9 protein-coding genes are annotated in these 16,659 nt (G+C 68.7%); 1 reads left to right on the top strand and 8 read right to left on the bottom strand.

The genetic code is table 11. The features are described 5' to 3' along the window. Nucleotides 1-5: 5 nt before the first annotated feature. The 4 genes from tuf to rpsL form a co-directional block, all read right to left on the bottom strand. On the bottom strand, nucleotides 6-1,199 hold the full coding sequence (tuf, locus tag MUK52_RS12515) for an elongation factor Tu (RefSeq protein ID WP_114053726.1): 1,194 nt from the start codon (nucleotides 1,197-1,199) through the stop codon (nucleotides 6-8). 155 nt (nucleotides 1,200-1,354) lie between these two features. Further along, complete coding sequence (fusA, locus tag MUK52_RS12520; protein ID WP_114053725.1) at nucleotides 1,355-3,484, bottom strand: elongation factor G; 2,130 nt, start codon at nucleotides 3,482-3,484, stop codon at nucleotides 1,355-1,357. Between the two features lie 39 nt (nucleotides 3,485-3,523). Beyond that, a complete protein-coding gene (rpsG, locus tag MUK52_RS12525) occupies nucleotides 3,524-3,994 on the bottom strand; it encodes a 30S ribosomal protein S7 (protein WP_114053724.1) in 471 nt (156 codons plus the stop codon). Nucleotides 3,995-3,996: 2 nt separating this feature from the next. Further along, nucleotides 3,997-4,368 (bottom strand): 30S ribosomal protein S12, encoded by a 372-nt coding sequence (gene rpsL, locus MUK52_RS12530; RefSeq protein WP_007265893.1) that lies wholly within the window; start codon nucleotides 4,366-4,368, stop codon nucleotides 3,997-3,999. 450 nt (nucleotides 4,369-4,818) lie between these two features. Here rpsL and MUK52_RS12535 point away from each other — a divergent pair, with 450 nt between their 5' ends. Next, nucleotides 4,819-7,329 carry a YfhO family protein gene (locus tag MUK52_RS12535; protein WP_284576258.1) on the top strand — a complete coding sequence of 837 codons (2,511 nt, stop codon included), beginning with the start codon at nucleotides 4,819-4,821 and terminating at the stop codon, nucleotides 7,327-7,329. Nucleotides 7,330-7,410: 81 nt separating this feature from the next. Here MUK52_RS12535 and MUK52_RS12540 read toward each other — a convergent pair whose 3' ends face one another. The 4 genes from MUK52_RS12540 to rplJ form a co-directional block, all read right to left on the bottom strand. Beyond that, nucleotides 7,411-11,310, bottom strand: a complete 3,900-nt coding sequence (locus tag MUK52_RS12540) for a DNA-directed RNA polymerase subunit beta' (protein ID WP_114053723.1) — start codon at nucleotides 11,308-11,310, stop codon at nucleotides 7,411-7,413. 96 nt (nucleotides 11,311-11,406) lie between these two features. Next, nucleotides 11,407-14,889, bottom strand: coding sequence for a DNA-directed RNA polymerase subunit beta (gene rpoB, locus MUK52_RS12545; RefSeq protein WP_114053722.1), 3,483 nt, complete (start codon nucleotides 14,887-14,889; stop codon nucleotides 11,407-11,409). Between the two features lie 544 nt (nucleotides 14,890-15,433). Further along, on the bottom strand, nucleotides 15,434-15,820 hold the full coding sequence (gene rplL / locus MUK52_RS12550; protein ID WP_189808006.1) for a 50S ribosomal protein L7/L12: 387 nt from the start codon (nucleotides 15,818-15,820) through the stop codon (nucleotides 15,434-15,436). 111 nt (nucleotides 15,821-15,931) lie between these two features. Beyond that, on the bottom strand, nucleotides 15,932-16,462 hold the full coding sequence (gene rplJ, locus MUK52_RS12555) for a 50S ribosomal protein L10 (RefSeq protein WP_114053720.1): 531 nt from the start codon (nucleotides 16,460-16,462) through the stop codon (nucleotides 15,932-15,934). Between the last annotated feature and the right edge of the window lie 197 nt (nucleotides 16,463-16,659).

The raw sequence follows: 16,659 nt of genomic DNA on the forward strand, positions 1-16,659 counted from the left end.
GGAACTTACTTCACGATCTTGGTGACCTGGCCGGCGCCCACGGTGCGACCACCCTCACGGATGGCGAACTTCAGGCCCTCCTCCATGGCGACCGGCTGGATCAGCTGGACGGACATCTCGGTGTTGTCGCCCGGCATGACCATCTCGGTGCCCTGCGGCAGGGTCACAACGCCCGTCACGTCCGTGGTACGGAAGTAGAACTGCGGACGGTAGTTGTTGAAGAACGGCGTGTGGCGGCCACCCTCGTCCTTGGACAGGATGTAGGCCTGGGCCTCGAACTCGGTGTGCGGGGTGACCGAGCCCGGCTTGATGATGACCTGGCCGCGCTCGACGTCCTCGCGCTTGATGCCGCGGAGCAGCAGACCGACGTTCTCACCGGCCTGGCCCTCGTCGAGCAGCTTGCGGAACATCTCGATGCCGGTGACCGTGGTGGTGGTCTTCTCCGGGCGGATACCGATGATGTCGACGGTCTCGTTGACCTTCAGGACACCGCGCTCGATACGGCCGGTGACGACCGTACCGCGACCGGTGATGGTGAAGACGTCCTCGACCGGCATCAGGAACGGCTTGTCGGTGTCGCGCGGCGGGGTCGGGATCGACTCGTCGACGGCAGCCATCAGGCCGAGGAGCTTCTCGCCCCACTCCTTGTCGCCCTCGAGCGCCTTCAGCGCCGAGACGCGGACGACCGGGAGCTCGTCGCCCGGGAACTCGTACTCGGAGAGGAGCTCGCGCACCTCGAGCTCGACGAGCTCCAGGATCTCCTCGTCGTCCACCATGTCGGCCTTGTTCAGGGCGACGACGATGTACGGAACGCCGACCTGGCGGGCCAGGAGCACGTGCTCCTTGGTCTGCGGCATCGGGCCGTCGGTGGCGGCGACCACGAGGATGGCGCCGTCCATCTGCGCGGCACCGGTGATCATGTTCTTGATGTAGTCCGCGTGACCCGGGCAGTCGACGTGGGCGTAGTGACGCGCCTCGGTCTGGTACTCGACGTGCGCGATGGAGATGGTGATACCGCGCTGGCGCTCCTCGGGAGCCTTGTCGATCTGGTCGAAGGCCGAGGCCTCGTTCAGGTCCGGGTACGCGTCGTGCAGCACCTTGGTAATGGCGGCCGTGAGGGTCGTCTTACCGTGGTCAATGTGACCGATGGTGCCGATGTTGACGTGCGGCTTAGTCCGCTCGAACTTCGCCTTCGCCACGGGGGTCCTCCTGGAGAGTGGTTCTGTACGCCTTACTCATCGGCGCCAGGTGATCTTTGCTGGAAAGCCGGTCCCCGGGGCAACAGGTTTTTCGGAAGAATCTCCTGCTGCCCCGGAGGTTCCGGTGACAAGCCTAAAGCGTGTACTCGGGAGAGTTACTCGCCCTTGGCCTTCGCGATGATCTCCTCGGCGACGTTCCGCGGAACCTCGGCGTAGGAGTCGAACTGCATCGAGTAGCTGGCGCGACCCGAGGTCTTGCTGCGGAGGTCTCCGACGTAGCCGAACATCTCCGACAGCGGCACGAGGCCCTTCACGACGCGGGCGCCGTGACGCTCCTCCATGGCCTGGATCTGGCCACGGCGGGAGTTGATGTCGCCGATGACGTCGCCCATGTAGTCCTCGGGCGTGGTGACCTCAACGGCCATCATCGGCTCGAGGAGCACGGGGGACGCCTTGCGCGCGGCCTCCTTGAAGGCCTGCGAACCGGCGATCTTGAACGCGAGCTCGGAGGAGTCGACCTCGTGGAAGGCACCGTCGAGAAGCGTGACGCGGACGCCCGTCATCTCGTAGCCGGCCAGGATGCCGAACTGCATGGCCTCCTGCGCACCGGCGTCGACCGAAGGGATGTACTCCTTCGGCACGCGGCCACCGGTGACCTTGTTCACGAACTCGTACGCCGGACCGTCGGTCTCGGTGATCGGCTCGATCGCGATCTGCACCTTGGCGAACTGACCGGTACCACCGGTCTGCTTCTTGTGCGTGTAGTCGTGGCGCTCGACCGCCTTGCGGATGGTCTCGCGGTACGCGACCTGCGGCTTGCCGACGTTGGCCTCGACCTTGAACTCGCGCTTCATGCGGTCGACGAGCACCTCGAGGTGCAGCTCGCCCATGCCGCCGAGGATGGTCTGGCCCGTCTCCTCGTCCGAGTGGACGTGGAAGGAGGGGTCCTCCTCCGCGAGACGCTGGATGGCGACACCCAGCTTCTCCTGGTCACCCTTGGACTTGGGCTCGATGGCGACCTGGATGACCGGGGCCGGGAAGTCCATGGACTCCAGGATGACCGGCTGCTTCTCGTCGCACAGCGTCTCACCGGTGGTGGTCTGCTTCAGGCCCATGACGGCGACGATGTCGCCGGCGCCCACCGAGTCGATCTCCTCACGCTTGTTCGCGTGCATGCGGTAGATCTTGCCGATGCGCTCCTTCTTGCCCTTGACGGAGTTCAGCACCGCGGTGCCGGCCTCCAGGCGGCCCGAGTAAACCCGGACGAAGGTGAGCTTGCCGAGGTGCGGGTCGCTCATGATCTTGAAGGCGAGCGCGGCGAGGGGCTCCTCGTCCGACGGCTTGCGCTTCACGACGGTCTCGGCGTCCTTGACGTCGTGGCCCTCGATGGCCTCGATGTCGAGCGGCGACGGGAGGTAGCGGACGACCGCGTCGAGCAGGGGCTGGACACCCTTGTTCTTGAACGCGGTACCGCAGAACACCGCGGTGATCGTCGAGCCCTCGCCCTTGCCGGAGCCCAGGATGATGCGGCGCACGGCGGCGTGCAGCTGCTCCTCGGTCGGCTCCTCGCCGTTGAGGAAGAGCTCCATGATCTCGTCGTCGTTCTCGGCGACGGTCTCGACCAGCTTGCCGCGCCACTCTTCGGCGGCCTCGGTGTGCGTGTCGGGGATGTCGACGACGTCGTACATCTCGCCCTTGGTCGCCTCGGCGGACCAGACCAGCGCCTTCATGCGGACCAGGTCGACAACGCCCTGGAAGTCCGCCTCGGCACCGATCGGGAGCTGCATGACGATCGGAACCGCGCCCAGGCGGTCCTTGATCATGTCGACGCAGCGGTGGAACTCGGCGCCCGTGCGGTCGAGCTTGTTGACGAAGCAGATGCGCGGCACGCCGTAACGGTCGGCCTGGCGCCACACCGTCTCGGACTGCGGCTCCACACCGGCGACACCGTCGAACACGGTGACGGCACCGTCGAGGACGCGGAGCGAGCGCTCCACCTCGACCGTGAAGTCCACGTGGCCCGGGGTGTCGATGATGTTGATGGTGTGGTCGACGTCCTCGAGCGGCCAGTGGCAGGTCGTCGCGGCAGACGTGATCGTGATGCCGCGCTCCTGCTCCTGCTCCATCCAGTCCATCGTGGCAGCGCCGTCGTGGACCTCACCGATCTTGTACGAAACACCGGTGTAGAACAGGATGCGCTCGGTGGTGGTCGTCTTGCCCGCGTCGATGTGGGCCATGATGCCGATGTTGCGCACCTTGGCCAGGTCAAGCGAAGTGGTAGCCATAAGGCTTCAGTCTTCTCTCGGTCTCGATGTGGGTTGCGACTACCAGCGGTAGTGCGCGAAGGCCTTGTTGGACTCGGCCATCTTGTGCGTGTCCTCGCGCTTCTTGACGGCCGCACCGAGGCCGTTCGAGGCGTCGAGGAGCTCGTTCATGAGGCGCTCGGTCATGGTCTTCTCGCGGCGGGCGCGGGAGTAGCCCACGAGCCAGCGCAGCGCGAGGGTCGACTGGCGACCCGGCTTGACCTCGACCGGAACCTGGTAGGTCGCACCACCGACGCGGCGGGACTTGACCTCCAGCGACGGCTTGACGTTCTCCAGCGCGCGCTTCAGCGTGATGACCGGGTCGTTGCCGGTCTTCTCGCGGAGGCCTTCCATGGCGCCGTAGACGATGCGCTCGGCGGTGGAGCGCTTGCCGTTCAGCAGGATCTTGTTGATCAGCGAGGTGACAAGAGGAGACTGGTAGACCGGGTCGATGATGACCGGGCGCTTCGGGGCGGGGCCCTTACGAGGCATTCTTACTTCTCCTTCTTGGCGCCGTAGCGGCTGCGGGCCTGCTTGCGGTTCTTGACAGCCTGGGTGTCAAGCGCACCGCGGATGATCTTGTAACGAACACCCGGCAGGTCCTTCACACGGCCACCACGCACGAGCACGATCGAGTGCTCCTGCAGGTTGTGTCCCTCACCCGGAATGTAAGCGGTGACCTCGATGCCGGAGGTCAGACGCACACGCGCGACCTTGCGGAGCGCCGAGTTCGGCTTCTTCGGGGTGGTCGTGAACACACGCGTGCAGACGCCGCGGCGCTGGGGCGAAGCCTCGAGCGCGGGCGTCTTCGTCTTCTCGACCTTGTCCTGCCGGCCCTTCCGGACCAGCTGCTGGATCGTAGGCACTACTTCTCCGGTTTCTGTGTGCCGTGTAGTGAAGCTAACCTGGAACGTTCCCCGACCCACGCGGTCGGGTGTGTCGGATCCGGCAGACCCCCGCGCAAGCGCGGGAGGACGTGGATCGCGGCGGCTTGTGCGGCCCGCGTGCGGTTGATGGACACGCACGGGAGCCCAGGCACACCCCAGGCACAAGGTCTGAGCGTACCCACCCCATCCACTCCGGTCAAAACAAAGGCCCCGCCGCCGCCGCGCCTGCGGGCCCGCGGCCCGTGCCGCGTCTGGCCTGCGGGCTCCCGGGCCGTGCCCGGCGCCGGGATGTGGTATGGGCCCCGGCCGCCTGCGCCCGCCCCCGCGGCGGTCCGGCGGCCGTCCCGCGGCGGTCCGTCGGGGCCCCGCCGGACCACTACACTGCCCCCCGATTCCCCCCGAATGGCACGACCAGCAGGGAGCGCGACATTGCGGACGGCCACCCCGGAGCCGAAGGCAGCGGACAGCCCGGCCCGGCCGCCGGACGCCGCCTGCAGCCGCCCGGTCCTCGCCCGCCTCCGCGCCCCGCTGTCGGCCTTCCTGCTGACCGCTGCCGCCGTCTGCACGGCCTGGGCCGCCCGGGGCGCCTTCCCCTTCGGCAGCCTCGGCCGGGCCGTCAACGACCAGGCCAACCAGTACGTCCCGTTCCACCGCGGCCTGTGGGACCTCGCCCACGGGCAGGCCGCCGGCGACCTGCTGTTCACCTGGCGCGGCGGATTCGGACAGCAGTTCCTCTCCGACTACCACACCTACCTCGGGAACCCGTTCTCCTGGGCGGCCGTCCTCGTCCCCCGCGACCACGTCGACCTCGCCGTCTTCGCGGTCACCCCGCTGACCACGGGCACCGCCGCCGCGGCCATGGCGGCCTACCTCGGCCGGCTCCGGCCCGGCCCCTGGTGGCAGCGCGGCGTCCTCGGCGCCTGCTACGGGCTGTGCGGCTGGGCCCTCAGCGACGCCTCGTACATCCCCATGTGGCTGTGGGGCCTCGTCGCGCTGCCGCTGCTCGGCATCGCCGTCGAGTGGTGCATCGAGGGGCGCCGCCCGCCCGGCGCCGCGCTGCTCGTCGCGCTCGCCTGGCTGGGGAACTTCTACACCGCGATGATGGCGACGATGGCCGCCTGCGTCCTCCTCGCGGTCCGCCTGGCCACCCTGGAGACGACCGGCCGGCAGCGGCTGCGCGCGCTCTGGCGCGCCGCCACCGCCGCGGCGACCGGGATCCTGCTGACCCTGCCCCTGCTGCTGCCGGCGTTCCTGTCGAGCGGCGCCGCCCGGCAGACGCAGGCCGCGGCGTTCCAGCCTGTGGGACTGGACGTCCTGCTCTCCGGGATGCTGCCGGCCACGCACCTGTGGGGCGGCCGCCCCCGCCTGTACGTCGCCTCGCTCGCCACGGTCCTCGCGCTGGCGTTCCTCTTCCACCCGGCGATCGCCCGCCGCACCCGCCTGGTGTGGGGCGCCGCGACCGTCCTGGTCCTCGTCTCCTTCCAGTTCCCGCCCACCCAGTACCTCTGGCACGGGCTGGCGGTGCCCAACGGCAACCCGTACCGCGAGACCTTCGTCTTCAGCGCCCTGCTGGTGGTCCTGGCCTGGCTCGCCCTGGCCCACCGCCCCCGCCCGCTGCATGCAGCGGCGGCGGCCGCGGTGCTCGCCGCCGCCGCCTTCCTGCTGCGCCGCACCGACGACTTCGGCGGCTGGACCTGGCCCGCCGTCCTGGGCGGCGGCGCCCTGTCCGTCCTCGCCGTGGCCCTGCTGCACCACGGCGCGAGGCACCGCCTCCTCGTCCCGTCGGCGGCCGTCCTGATGGCCGGCCTGGTCTTCGCCGAGTCCGCGGCAGCCGCCTGGAACGCCGACGTCCGCCGCGCGCGGGAGCGCTGGGCCAAGCCCGCCGCCACCAGCGGCCCGTCGATCGCCGCGCACACCGAGGCCGTCCGGCAGGTGAACGGCTGGCCCGCATACCGGACCGACTCCGGCACGCCGCAGACCTCGTACAACGACGCGCTCGCGCTGCGCGCCGAAGGCCCGCAGTACTACAGCAGCTACCTCCCCGAGGCCACGTACAGGGCGCTGGAGCCCCTCGGCTACGGCTTCAAGAACGACGGCCGGACCTTCTTCGGCGCGGACAACCCCGTCCTCGACGCGGTCTTCGCGATCGGCGCCCGCGTCCGCCCCGGCCCCGTCGCCGGCACCTGGACGGCCTCCCGCTTCCCCGCTCCCCCGCTCGTGACGGTCCGCAGCGCCCCCTTCACCTCGCCCCACCCCGCGGACAGCGTGTACGCCCGCCAGGAGAACGCCCTCGGCGCCGCGGTCTACCGGGTCCCGGAGCCGACCGCGGACGGCACGCCGCAGCAGCGGACGTACACGGCGCACTGCACCCCGGGCTCGGAGGCGTACTGGTACTCCCCCGGCCTCACCGGCACCCTCTCCCGCCCAGGCGGCGAGCGCCGGCTGGACGGCAGGACCACGGGCGTGGTCCGGCTCGGCCCGGTCCCGGCGGACGGCGCGCTCACCGCGACCGTCCGCGCCCGGGGCGGGAGCACCGCCACGGCGGCAGCCGCCGAGTCCCACCCGATCGGGTGCCTGGACCGGGCAGCCCTGGACGACGCGGTCGCCCGCCTCACCCGTACGGGCGCCACCGCGGTCCGCACCGGCGGCCACTCCCTCCGGGCCGACCTCCCGCCGGGCGCCGCGGGCACGGCGGTCGTCGCGACGACGGCGGTCCCGGGCTGGCGGTGCACCGCCGACGGCCGCCCCGCCCCCCTCACCCCCTTCCACGGCCTGCTGGCCGCCCCCCTTCCCCCGGGCGCCCGCACGCTCGCGTGCACGTACACCCCGCCGGGCCTCCTCCCGGGCCTCGCCGGCGCCGCCCTGGCCGCCCTGGCCCTGACGGCCGCCACCGCCTTCCCCCGCCTCCACCGCCGCCTGCGCGCCCCCGGGCGCGCGTGAGCGGCAGGCTCCCAAGGCCCCGCGGAAACGGCGAAGCCCCCCGCCGCTCCTCTCGGAGCGGCGGGGGGCTTCTGTGTGACCTCAGCCGTTGTACGGGCCGTAGTCGTAGTCCTCCAGCGGGACCGCCTGGCCGGAGCCGGTGCCGAAGGGCGAGTAGTCGATGTCGTCGTAGCCGACGGCCGAGTACATCGCGGCCTTCGCCTCCTCGGTCGGCTCGACCCGGATGTTGCGGTAGCGGGCGAGGCCCGTACCGGCCGGGATGAGCTTGCCGATGATGACGTTCTCCTTGAGGCCGATGAGGCTGTCGGACTTGGCGTTGATCGCCGCGTCCGTCAGGACTCGGGTCGTCTCCTGGAAGGAGGCGGCCGACAGCCAGGACTCCGTCGCCAGCGAGGCCTTGGTGATACCCATCAGCTGCGGACGGCCGGAGGCGGGGTGACCGCCCTCGGTGACCACACGACGGTTCTCGGTCTCGAAGCGCGAGCGCTCGACGAGCTCGCCCGGCAGCAGCTCCGCGTCGCCGGACTCGATGATCGTCACGCGGCGCAGCATCTGCCGGATGATGATCTCGATGTGCTTGTCGTGGATCGACACGCCCTGCGAGTTGTAGACCTTCTGGACCTCGCCGACCAGGTGCACCTGGACGGCGCGCTGGCCGAGGATGCGCAGCACGTCGTGCGGGTTGGTGGCACCCGCGGTGAGCTTCTGGCCCACCTCGACGTGGTCGCCCTCGTGGACGATGACCTTGGCGCGCTTCGAGATCGGGTACGCCGTCTCGTCGCTGCCGTCGTCCGGGGTGATGACGATCTTCTTGGTCTTCTCGGTCTCCTCGATCCGCACGCGGCCGGCGGCCTCGGAGATCGGGGCGACACCCTTCGGGGTACGGGCCTCGAAGAGCTCGACGACACGCGGCAGACCCTGGGTGATGTCGTCACCGGCCACACCACCGGTGTGGAAGGTACGCATCGTCAGCTGGGTACCGGGCTCACCGATGGACTGGGCGGCGATGATGCCGACCGCCTCGCCGATGTCGACCAGCTTGCCGGTGGCCAGCGAGCGGCCGTAGCAGAAGGCACAGGTGCCCACCGCGGACTCGCAGGTCAGGACGGAGCGGGTCTTGACCTCCTCGACGCCGTTGGCGACGAGGGCGTCGATCAGGACGTCGCCCAGGTCGACGTTGGCCGGCGCGATGACCTTGCCGTCGACGACCACGTCCTCCGCCAGCATGCGGGCGTAGACCGAGGTCTCGACGTCGTCGGCCTTGCGCAGGACGCCGTCCTCGCCGCGCGACGCGATCTTCAGCTTCAGGCCGCGGTCGGTGCCGCAGTCCTCCTCGCGGATGATCACGTCCTGCGAGACGTCCACCAGACGACGGGTCAGGTAACCCGAGTCGGCGGTACGCAGGGCGGTGTCGGCCAGACCCTTACGGGCACCGTGGGTCGAGATGAAGTACTCGAGCACGGACAGGCCCTCGCGGAACGAGGCCTTGATCGGACGCGGGATGGTCTCGTTCTTCGCGTTCGACACCAGACCGCGCATACCGGCGATCTGCCTCATCTGCATCATGTTTCCTCGGGCACCCGAGTCGACCATCATGAAGATGGGGTTGGTCTTGGGGAAGTTCGCGTTCATCGCCTCGGCGACCTCGTTGGTCGCCTTGGTCCAGATCGCGATGAGCTCCTGCGTGCGCTCGTCCTTGGTGATCAGACCGCGCTCGTACTGCTTCTGGACCTTCTCGTCCTGGGCCTCGTAGCCCGCGACGATCTCCTTCTTGGCCTCGGGGACCACGACGTCGGAGATGGCCACGGTGACGCCGGAGCGGGTCGCCCAGTGGAAGCCGGCCGCCTTCAGGTTGTCGAGCGTCGCCGCCACGATGACCTTGGGGTAGCGCTCGGCCAGGTCGTTGACGATCTCGGAGAGCTGCTTCTTGCCCACCGAGTAGTCGACGAACGGGTAGTCCTCGGGCAGCAGCTCGTTGAAGAGCGCACGGCCCAGCGTGGTCTTCAGGCGGAAGCTGTCGCCCGGCTGGAACTCCTGCTCGCCCTCCTCGGCGACCGGCGGGACCCAGCCGCGCGGCGGGATGGTGCCCACCGGGAAGCGGATGTCCACGGACGCCTGGAGCGACAGCTCGCCGGCGTCGAACGCCATGATCGCCTCGGCGGTGGAGCCGAACGCGCGGCCCTCGCCCTTGACGTCGCGGAGCTCGCCGTCCGTGGTCAGGAAGAACAGACCGAGGACCATGTCCTGGGTCGGCATCGTGACCGGGCGGCCGTCGGCCGGCTTGAGGATGTTGTTCGAGGACAGCATCAGGATGCGGGCCTCGGCCTGCGCCTCCGCGGAGAGCGGCAGGTGGACGGCCATCTGGTCACCGTCGAAGTCCGCGTTGAACGCGGTGCAGACGAGCGGGTGGATCTGGATGGCCTTGCCCTCGACCAGCTGCGGCTCGAAGGCCTGGATGCCGAGGCGGTGCAGCGTGGGCGCACGGTTCAGCAGCACCGGGTGCTCGGCGATGACCTCTTCGAGGACGTCGTACACGACGGTGCGGCCGCGCTCGACCATGCGCTTGGCCGACTTGATGTTCTGCGCGTGGTTCAGGTCGACCAGGCGCTTCATCACGAACGGCTTGAAGAGCTCCAGCGCCATGGCCTTGGGCAGACCGCACTGGTGCAGCTTCAGCTGCGGGCCGACGACGATGACGGAACGCGCCGAGTAGTCGACTCGCTTGCCGAGCAGGTTCTGGCGGAAGCGGCCCTGCTTGCCCTTGAGCATGTCGGACAGCGACTTCAGCGGACGGTTGCCGGGGCCCGTGACCGGGCGGCCGCGGCGGCCGTTGTCGAAGAGCGCGTCGACGGCCTCCTGGAGCATGCGCTTCTCGTTGTTCACGATGATCTCGGGGGCACCGAGGTCGAGGAGGCGCTTCAGGCGGTTGTTGCGGTTGATGACGCGGCGGTACAGGTCGTTCAGGTCGGAGGTCGCGAAGCGGCCACCGTCCAGCTGCACCATCGGACGCAGGTCCGGCGGGATGACCGGCACGCAGTCGAGCACCATGCCCTTGGGGCTGTTGCTGGTCTGCAGGAACGCGGAGACGACCTTGAGGCGCTTGAGCGCGCGGGTCTTCTTCTGGCCCTTGCCCGTGCGGATGATCTCGCGGAGGCGCTCGGCCTCCTCCTCCAGGTCGAAGGACTCCAGGCGCTTCTGCAGCGCCGCGGCACCCATCGAGCCGTCGAAGTACGTGCCGAAGCGGTCGCGCAGCTCGCGGTAGAGCAGCTCGTCGCCCTCGAGGTCCTGGACCTTGAGGTTCTTGAAGCGGTTCCACACCTCGTCGAGGCGGTCGATCTCGCGCTGCGCGCGGTCGCGGAGCTGCTTCATCTCGCGCTCGGCGCCCTCGCGCACCTTGCGGCGCACGTCGGCCTTGGCGCCCTCGGCCTCCAGCTCGGCCAGGTCGGACTCGAGCTTCTTGGCCCGGCCTTCCAGGTCGGCGTCGCGGCGGTTCTCGATCTGCTGGCGCTCGACGGAGACGTGGGCCTCCAGCGACGGCAGGTCGCGCTGGCGGCGCTCGTCGTCGACGAACGTGATCATGTACGCGGCGAAGTAGATGACCTTCTCGAGGTCCTTCGGCGCGAGGTCCAGCAGGTAGCCCAGGCGCGACGGGACGCCCTTGAAGTACCAGATGTGGGTGACGGGGGCGGCGAGCTCGATGTGGCCCATCCGCTCGCGGCGCACCTTGGCGCGCGTGACCTCGACGCCACAGCGCTCACAGATGATGCCCTTGAAGCGGACACGCTTGTACTTGCCGCAGTAGCACTCCCAGTCCCGGGTGGGGCCGAAGATCTTCTCGCAGAAGAGGCCGTCCTTCTCGGGCTTCAGGGTGCGGTAGTTGATGGTCTCCGGCTTCTTGACCTCGCCGTGCGACCAGGTACGGATGTCGTCCGCGGTGGCAAGGCCGATCCGCAGCTCGTCGAAGAAGTTGACGTCGAGCACTGTGCGTCAATCCCTCTTTCGGGGTCGTGTCTCAATCATGGTCTGAACGGTCCCGGGGACGGCCGGGGCTCTACGCGAGAGCCCCGGCCAGGCCCGTCAGACCTCTTCGACGCTGCTCGGCTCGCGCCGGGACAGGTCGATACCGAGCTCCTCCGCGGCGCGGAAGACGTCCTCGTCGGTGTCGCGCATCTCGATGGACATGCCGTCCGAGGACAGCACCTCCACGTTGAGGCAGAGCGACTGCATTTCCTTGATGAGCACCTTGAAGGACTCGGGAATGCCCGGCTCGGGAATGTTCTCGCCCTTGACGATGGCCTCGTAGACCTTCACGCGGCCGGTGACGTCGTCGGACTTGATGGTCAGCAGCTCCTGGAGGGCGTACGCGGCGCCGTAAGCCTCCAGCGCCCACACCTCCATCTCACCGAAGCGCTGGCCACCGAACTGCGCCTTACCACCCAGCGGCTGCTGCGTGATCATCGAGTACGGACCGGTCGAACGGGCGTGCAGCTTGTCGTCGACCAGGTGGTGGAGCTTGAGGATGTACATGTACCCGACCGAGATCGGGTCCGGGAACGGCTCGCCGGAGCGGCCGTCGAACAGGCGCGCCTTGCCGGACGGGAGGACCAGGCGGTCGCCGTCGCGGTTCGGGATGGTGTGCTCGAACAGGCCGGCGAGCTCGTCCTCGCGGGCGCCGTCGAACACGGGGGTGGCGACGTTGGTGCCGGGCTCGACGCGGTCGGCGCCGATGGCCTTGAGCCGCTCGGCCCACTCCTCCGCCAGGCCGGAGACGTCCCAGCCGCGGCTGGCGAGCCAGCCGAGGTGGATCTCCAGGACCTGCCCCGGGTTCATTCGGGACGGGACACCCAGCGGGTTCAGGATGATGTCGACCGGGGTGCCGTCCTCCAGGAAGGGCATGTCCTCGATCGGGAGGATCTTGGAGATGACACCCTTGTTGCCGTGGCGGCCGGCGAGCTTGTCACCGTCGGTGATCTTGCGCTTCTGGGCGACGTAGACGCGGACCAGCTGGTTCACGCCCGGGGGAAGCTCGTCCCCCTCCTCGCGGTCGAAGACGCGGACGCCGATGACCTTGCCGATCTCGCCGTGCGGGACCTTCAGCGAGGTGTCGCGGACCTCGCGCGCCTTCTCACCGAAGATCGCGCGGAGCAGGCGCTCCTCGGGGGTCAGCTCGGTCTCGCCCTTCGGGGTGACCTTGCCGACCAGGATGTCGCCGGCGACGACGTCCGCACCGATGCGGATGATGCCGCGCTCGTCGAGGTCGGCGAGGACCTCCTCGGAGACGTTCGGGATGTCCCGGGTGATCTCCTCGGGGCCCAGCTTGGTGTCGCGGGCGTCGACCTCGTGCTCCTCGATGTGGATCGAGGAGAGGACGTCGTCCTGCACGAGGCGCTGCGACAGGATGATCGCGTCCTCGTAGTTGTGGCCCTCCCACGGCATGAACGCGACGAGCAGGTTCTTGCCCAGCGCCATCTCGCCGTTCTCGGTGGCCGGACCGTCGGCGAGGACCTGGGCCTCGATGACCCGGTCGCCCTCGTTGACGATGACCTTCTGGTTGACCGAGGTGCCCTGGTTGGAGCGGGAGAACTTGGCGACCCGGTACGTGGTGTACGTGCCGTCGTCGTTGGCGACGGTGATGTAGTCGGCCGAGACCTCCTGGACGACACCGTCCTTCTCCGCCTTGATGGAGTCGCCGGCGTCGACGGCGCAGCGGTACTCCATGCCGGTGCCGACGAGCGGCGCCTCCGCCTTGATGAGCGGAACGGCCTGGCGCATCATGTTCGCGCCCATGAGGGCGCGGTTGGCGTCGTCGTGCTCCAGGAAGGGGATCATCGCGGTCGCGACGGACACCATCTGGCGCGGGGAGACGTCCATGTAGTCGACGTCCGTGCCGGGCACGTAGTCGACCTCGCCGCCGCGGCGGCGGACGAGGACGCGGCCCTCCGCGAAGCGCAGGTTCTCGTCCAGGCGCGCGTTGGCCTGGGCGATGACGAAGCGGTCCTCCTCGTCGGCGGTCAGGTAGTCGACCTCGTCGGTCACCTGGGCGTCGACGACCTTGCGGTACGGCGTCTCGACGAAGCCGAACGCGTTGACGCGGCCGTAGGAGGCGAGCGAGCCGATCAGACCGATGTTCGGGCCTTCGGGGGTCTCGATCGGGCACATGCGTCCGTAGTGGGACGGGTGCACGTCGCGGACCTCGAAGCCGGCCCGCTCACGGCTCAGACCGCCGGGGCCGAGCGCGGAGAGGCGGCGCTTGTGGGTCAGACCAGACAGCGGGTTGTTCTGGTCCATGAACTGCGACAGCTGGCTGGTGCCGAAGAACTCCTTGATGGAGGCGACGACCGGCCGGATGTTGATCAGGGTCTGCGGCGTGATCGCCTCGACGTCCTGGGTGGTCATGCGCTCGCGGACGACGCGCTCCATGCGCGCCAGGCCGGTGCGGACCTGGTTCTGGATGAGCTCGCCGACGTTGCGCAGGCGGCGGTTGCCGAAGTGGTCGATGTCGTCGGTCTCGACGACGATCGAACGGCCGGACTCGCCGATGGTCTCGGTCTCGCCCGCGTGGAGCTTCACGAGGTACTTGATCGTCGCGATGATGTCGTCGACGGTCAGCACGCCGGCGTCGAGCGGCTCGTCGGCGCCGAGCTTCTTGTTGACCTTGTAGCGGCCGACCTTCGCGAGGTCGTAGCGCTTGGGGTTGAAGTAGAGGTTCTCGAGCAGCGTCTGCGCGGCCTCACGGGTCGGCGGCTCGCCCGGACGCAGCTTGCGGTAGATGTCGAGCAGCGCGTCGTCTTGGCCCTGGGTGTGGTCCTTCTCCAGGGTGGCGCGCATGGACTCGTACTCGCCGAACTCCTCGAGGATCTGCTCGGTGGTCCAGCCGAGGGCCTTGAGGAGGACGGTCACGGACTGCTTGCGCTTGCGGTCGATGCGGACACCGACCATGTCGCGCTTGTCGACCTCCATCTCCAGCCAGGCACCCCGGGAGGGGATGATCTTGGCGGAGAAGATGTCCTTGTCGGACGTCTTGTCGATGGAGGAGTCGAAGTAGACGCCGGGGGAGCGCACCAGCTGCGACACCACGACACGCTCGGTGCCGTTGATGACGAAGGTGCCCTTGTTGGTCATGAGCGGGAAGTCGCCCATGAAGACCGTCTGAGACTTGATCTCACCGGTCTCGTTGTTCGTGAACTCGGCGGTGACGAAGAGCGGCGCCGCGTACGTGAAGTCGCGCTCCTTGCACTCGTCGACGGAGTTCTTCGCCGGCTCGAACCGGTGGTCGCGGAAGGTCAGCGACATCGACCCGGAGAAGTCCTCGATCGGCGAGATCTCCTCGAAGATCTCTTCCAGACCGGACTTGGTGGGGACATCGAGTCCACTCTCGAGCGCCGACTCGACGCGGGACTTCCAGGCGGCGTTGCCGAGCAGCCAGTCAAAGCTCTCGGTCTGCAGCGCCAGGAGGTTCGGAACCTCGAGCGGCTCCTTGATCTTTGCAAAGGAGATGCGCAGCGGGGCGGTGCTGGCACCGTTGTTCGTATTGGTCGAGGCGTTGCGCGAGGCGGCCAAGAGGGGGTCCTTCCGAGGGCTCGGACTCACTACGCGCGTACCGGTCCCAGCTGACACATAGACCAAAACCCCAGGTCAGGGCGTATCAATCGTGTGTGCTCAAGCGTGGGCATGCCCCTGGCGACGGGCAGGGGGCAGCTAACAGGCAGCGCAAAGGGTCAGTGTAGCCACTCGGCTCACTGATGTCCAGACCAGGTTTCCGGCAACCGGCAACAGGCCTTCCCCTTGTAGATCAACGCCGCGGCTCTCGTACACAGAGCGCGTATCAGTACTGCCCTCTTCGTAGTCGATCCATGCCTCGGATCCCCGACCGGTGCCCCGGACCGCGGATCGAGCTGGCGACGGTCCTGAGAATTGCGCGCCGCGTGCCGTTCGTCAAGGCCCCCTGCTCCGTGCGGATCATCTCGGACACCCGGCACGGGGCAACGATGATCACCCTACTCCCCAACGACAGCTGGGCAAATCAGGCACCCCGGGTACGCCGAAGGGCGACCACCCGTGCGGGTGATCGCCCTTGGCAGGGGCCTGGAGGGGCCCCGGGGTGTTACTTGACCTCGACCGAGGCGCCGGCGCCCTTGAGGGCCTCGGCGGCCTTGTCAGCGGCCTCCTTGTTGACCTTCTCGAGGACCGGCTTCGGGGTGCCGTCGACGAGGTCCTTGGCCTCCTTCAGACCCAGGGAGGTCAGCTCACGCACGACCTTGATGACCTGGATCTTCTTGTCGCCGGCGCCGGTGAGGATGACGTCGAACTCGTCCTTCTCCTCGACGGCCTCGGCGGCCGGGGCACCCGGGCCCGCGATGCCGGCAACGGCGACCGGGGCGGCGGCGGTGACGTCGAACTTCTCCTCGAAGGCCTTCACGAACTCGGCGAGCTCGATGAGGGTCATCTCCTCGAACTGAGCGAGCAGGTCGTCCTGAGACAGCTTCGCCATGATGGGCGATCCTTCCACTAATTCGGCTGGTGCCGAGATGTATCGAAAGGCGGGCGTAACGGCCCGCTACGACCCGCGCACTAGGCGGCGCGGATCAATGCGCGAGCCGAATTACTCGGCACCGCCCTGCTCGTCCTGCTTGGCACGAAGCGCTTCCACGGTGCGGACGAGCTTCGAGGGCAGCGCCTGGAAGAGCGCGGCAGTCTGGGACTGCTTGCCCTTCATGGCACCGGCCAGCTTGGCGAGCAGAACCTCGCGGGACTCGAGGTCCGCAAGCTTCTTGATCTCGTCGGCGGACAGCGCCTTGCCGTCAAGGACACCGCCCTTGATGACGAGCTTCGGGTTGTCCTTGGCGAAGTCACGCAGAGCCTTCGCCGACTCCACCGGGTCACCGGTGACGAAGGCGACCGCGGTCGAACCAGCAAGGTGCTCGTCCAGCGCGGTGATCCCGGCCGAGTTGGCCGCAATCTTGGTCAGCGTGTTCTTCACCACGGCGTACTGGGCGTTCCCACCGAGCGAACGGCGCAGCGTCTTGAGCTGCGCAACGGTGAGCCCCGTGTACTCGGTCAGCACAGCGGCGTTCGAGCTGCGGAACATGTCCTCCAGCTCGGCTACCGCGGCAGCCTTGTCGGGCCTTGCCATAGAGCGTCGGCCTCCTTCCGGGTGATGAGGACCGCGCAGAAGGGGCTGGACAAAACAAAGCGCCCCGGGCGCAGGCGCACGGGGCAACGCTCGACCAGGACCGAAATCCTGGGAGCCTTCCACAGTCACCTGCGCGGGTCGCCCGCTTTCAGCGGATCCTTCGGCCACCGCCCCCTTGCGGGCGCGGCAACGACCAG

It is taken from the genome of Streptomyces sp. 2P-4 (genome assembly GCF_030167965.1).
Taxonomy (GTDB): Bacteria; Actinomycetota; Actinomycetes; order Streptomycetales; family Streptomycetaceae; genus Streptomyces; species Streptomyces globosus_A.

Bases quoted from the DNA above. Each gene is read 5' to 3' on its own strand.
- fusA (WP_114053725.1), bottom strand. From the start codon at position 3,484: ATGGCTACCACTTCGCTTGACCTGGCCAAGGTGCGCAACATCGGCATC.
- rpsG (WP_114053724.1), bottom strand. From the start codon at position 3,994: ATGCCTCGTAAGGGCCCCGCCCCGAAGCGCCCGGTCATCATCGACCCG.
- rplL (WP_189808006.1), bottom strand. From the start codon at position 15,820: ATGGCGAAGCTGTCTCAGGACGACCTGCTCGCTCAGTTCGAGGAGATG.
- rplJ (WP_114053720.1), bottom strand. From the start codon at position 16,462: ATGGCAAGGCCCGACAAGGCTGCCGCGGTAGCCGAGCTGGAGGACATG.